We start from the raw sequence: 3108 nt of genomic DNA, 5'->3' as shown, positions 1-3108 counted from the left end.
CCCATGTCCCTTGACCTCGCCGCCTGAGAGGCCGAACCTTCACATGCCCGGAACACGCTGCCAGGGAATTTCCACAGCATTCGAGACACGACCGAGCGCGCCCGCTGATTGTTGTCGCTGCCAGCTTCCGGAAAATCCTTCTTTCGAAAGCCGACATAGGCCCGAACAGACTCGAAGGCGTCTTCGTGACGATCCTTCAATACTTCGAGCAGCTGACGTTGCGCGCTGGACGCCTCACCGTCCCAATAATGACTAACCAACAGAGGACGCTGCCCGGAAGCGATTAGGTCAATGGCACCGATGAGGCTATCCAATCCGCCCGAGAAGAGACTCACTTGTGTGAAGTCCGTGAGATCCATTTGTTCTGGTTGTTTCGTGAAGGATGAGAGGTGATCCGGTCTATCGCGAAACCTGAAACTCCAATGATCGCCGGTCAGGAATTTAAGCATACTTGAGAGGTGGTCTTGGCGGCTCCGCCAGAGCATCGGATCTGACACGGGAACGCTCAGATCGATCATACGCGTCCAGCCATCATCGGCGTATCTGACCCGCGACACACCGGTATCAGCCGCATACACAGCCGTCGCCAAGATCATTAGATCGACCGCGGCCTCGCTTGGCCTCGCTCCCAACTTGAACAACCGGTCCAATAACTGGCCTAGTCCCCTGTCGAGATCACCAAAGTTGTCGACCATATCGATCGTGATGTCGGCGGTACTCTTTGCAGGTTCTTCGTCCTTGCCACCCAACCGTACAAAGATGCTCCGTCTCATTGCATGGTCTCCAGAACTGCGCCGAGCATGTCGAAGGTGTCGGCATAAACCTCCGATATGCTCCTATCAATTTCGGTTTGTGTCGGACGTGTTTCAGCATCGAACCTGTTACCGAGCGCGTCCCGCACCCTCCCTTGCGTAAAATCTCGCGTAATGCGTTCGGCCTCCCGGAAATCTGCATCTGACGCCGATCCGTGTAACGCGTTCGTCCCGATCTCGTTTAGAACCTTTGTCACAACGCTTCGGGTGATCACGTCACAAAGAAATGCGTCCAGTTGATCCGTTGAAAGCTCATCGAACGCGCCGGGATCATCTTCCGCAACCTCTGCGATGGCTTCGAGCATCGCGTCACGAGCGATCGACTCGTCGATCGTCCCGCCATCCGGGCAGATGACCTCAGCTACCGCTTCCAAGACCTCTGCGGCGGGACGGCCCGCGAGGTCTTGAAGGTTGAATCGGGCGAGCGCCGCCTCGGCGCCGTCGTTCGCGACCGCGCTCGCGAGCCCCGCGACGCCGGATGCGACCCGGGTTGAGTGTGGCATCCGACGCGCAGCACCGGCACCGCCGCCCGCGGCGCTGACATAGCCCTTCAGAGCACGTCCGAGCGACCTGCTCCCACCCCCGTTCGTAAACCGGGTGAACTGTGCTCGAGGATAAGTGAACTTGCCCCCAGGTGGTGCGACGGTGGGCGGAGCCTCGGGCTTGCTCCCGTCATCGTTCGGAGCCGGATTGTCAGCGTCAGAACTGTCGGCGCTTCCATCTTTGTCGCTTCCGTCGTCACCGCCCATGCCAGGGTCGACGCCGTCCACCCAGTCCGGGACAAGGCCCGATGACGGTCCACCATATGAACTCGACGTTCCCACTACCCGCCCCTCCTCTTGCGACCACCTGCGGCGAGTTGCAGCGGCTTGTTCTCGTCGAGCTTGGCCCAGCCCTCTTTGAGTTTAGCGAACTCGCGCTTGGCCTCTGTACTGGTAAAGATTTTTTCCCAACCCGTGGCAGCCCACGGACCCAACTGGCCGGTTGGAAGGTCAGCAAGGAGGCGAACCGTCGGCGTTTGAAGATTGGGAGATATTTTGCAGAGTTCCGCGAGGCCTTCGATGCCATCGGGCCGTATCTTGAGATCTGTAGAAGCCCTGATCCTAGCGGCGACGACGTCAAATATCTGCTCGACCTCTCCGGGTGTGAGCTTCGCGATTTCCACTGCCGCCGCGCGTGCACCCAAGGTGCTTCCGCAAAGTTTCTCGATCCAATCCTCTTTCAACGCGAGATTGGAACCGGCAGTGAACAAGGCTTTGCGGTCCCTCGATACGAACAGATACGGTCGCAGATCCTCATCCGCGAGCGCCGGAGCCACCAATACCCACCGCCTGATCCACTCGCTATCCAGGAGATCATCGTCCGGGGATTTCTCCTTTTTGTCCCCACCCTTCGAGGCTGCCGGCTTCTTGGCTTTTTCGGACTCCTCGTCGTCTGTCCGAAGCGCGGCTTCGAGTGCGGCGACCGTCTTCGAAGCGCCGCTAACGGCCGCCTCCGCCTCAAGCCCTTCGAAGAAGTCAGCCTTGAAACGCTCCGCGAGCATGAGTTTGGCAAGGACAGCGGGGTTCACATCCTCGCCGATGCGGCGCGCGTCCGCGATCGCGAGGCGGAGGTTGAGTGTGTTCAAAAACCTTTTGATTTGTCGCGGATTGCCTTGAGCGCCTTCAGCCAGCGGCAGCGCGAGCTGATCGGCGAGTATGAGCGCGTTCTCCAGCTCCGGTGAAACTGTCCCCAGACGCTCCTCGATCGCGCCCCGGCTGAGCCCGTTCCCATCCCAGGGCCGTCTCAACGCCTCGCGGCCAAGGTCAAGTAGCGCTTCAAATGATGGCGAACCGGTGTCGAGCGAACTGCCTGCCACCAGCAACGTCAGATAGATCTTGGTTTCGACGTATCCCAAAGGAGGTAGGCGGAATGGGACCTGGATGAGCTTTTCGAGGTAGTTCCGGGCGTAGGTCGACGGCCCAGACGACAGCGGCAAATCAGGGAAATGGGACCTGACGGCGTATTCGATCATCCCCTCGTCGGCGGCGATGACAAAGGCTGCACCCGGTACAAAAAGAAACAGCCGGATCGCCTCAAGCGTCTCGATGGCGGTCGCGGGAAGGCATCTGTCCAGATCGTCCACGACAACGACGAGACGATCAATGTCGGCCGCCGTGAGAAGCTCCTCGAATTCTGACCTGAACGCATGAATGTGGGCCGTGACCTGAGACCCGTTTCCTCCTCCAGTTTGAGGTAGAGTCCGTCCCAACCAAGGAGACGGACGGCATGAAGAGATCACGGTTCACCGAGGAGC

Annotated in this window: 3 protein-coding genes; all 3 read right to left on the bottom strand. The window is 59.4% G+C overall.

The features are described from left to right. A partial coding sequence (locus tag BMX96_RS19050; protein WP_456238461.1) for a hypothetical protein occupies window positions 1-773 on the bottom strand: 773 nt, incomplete at its 3' end. Then, a complete protein-coding gene (gene qatB / locus BMX96_RS19045; RefSeq protein ID WP_139210160.1) occupies window positions 770-1561 on the bottom strand; it encodes a Qat anti-phage system associated protein QatB in 792 nt (263 codons plus the stop codon). The genes qatB and BMX96_RS19050, both read right to left, overlap by 4 nt. Before the next feature lie 74 nt (window positions 1562-1635). Further along, window positions 1636-3093 carry a KAP family P-loop NTPase fold protein gene (locus BMX96_RS19040; RefSeq protein ID WP_091846918.1) on the bottom strand — a complete coding sequence of 486 codons (1458 nt, stop codon included), beginning with the start codon at window positions 3091-3093 and terminating at the stop codon, window positions 1636-1638. Window positions 3094-3108 lie beyond the last annotated feature (15 nt).

The sequence above is a fragment of the Palleronia pelagia genome (assembly GCF_900110115.1).
Taxonomy (GTDB): domain Bacteria; phylum Pseudomonadota; class Alphaproteobacteria; order Rhodobacterales; family Rhodobacteraceae; genus Palleronia; species Palleronia pelagia.
This window is presented reverse-complemented; position numbering and strand designations above follow the sequence as displayed.

Excerpts from the sequence above, each read along its gene's own strand:
- qatB (WP_139210160.1), bottom strand. The coding sequence starts at position 1,561 with ATGGGCGGTGACGACGGAAGCGACAAAGATGGAAGCGCCGACAGTTCT.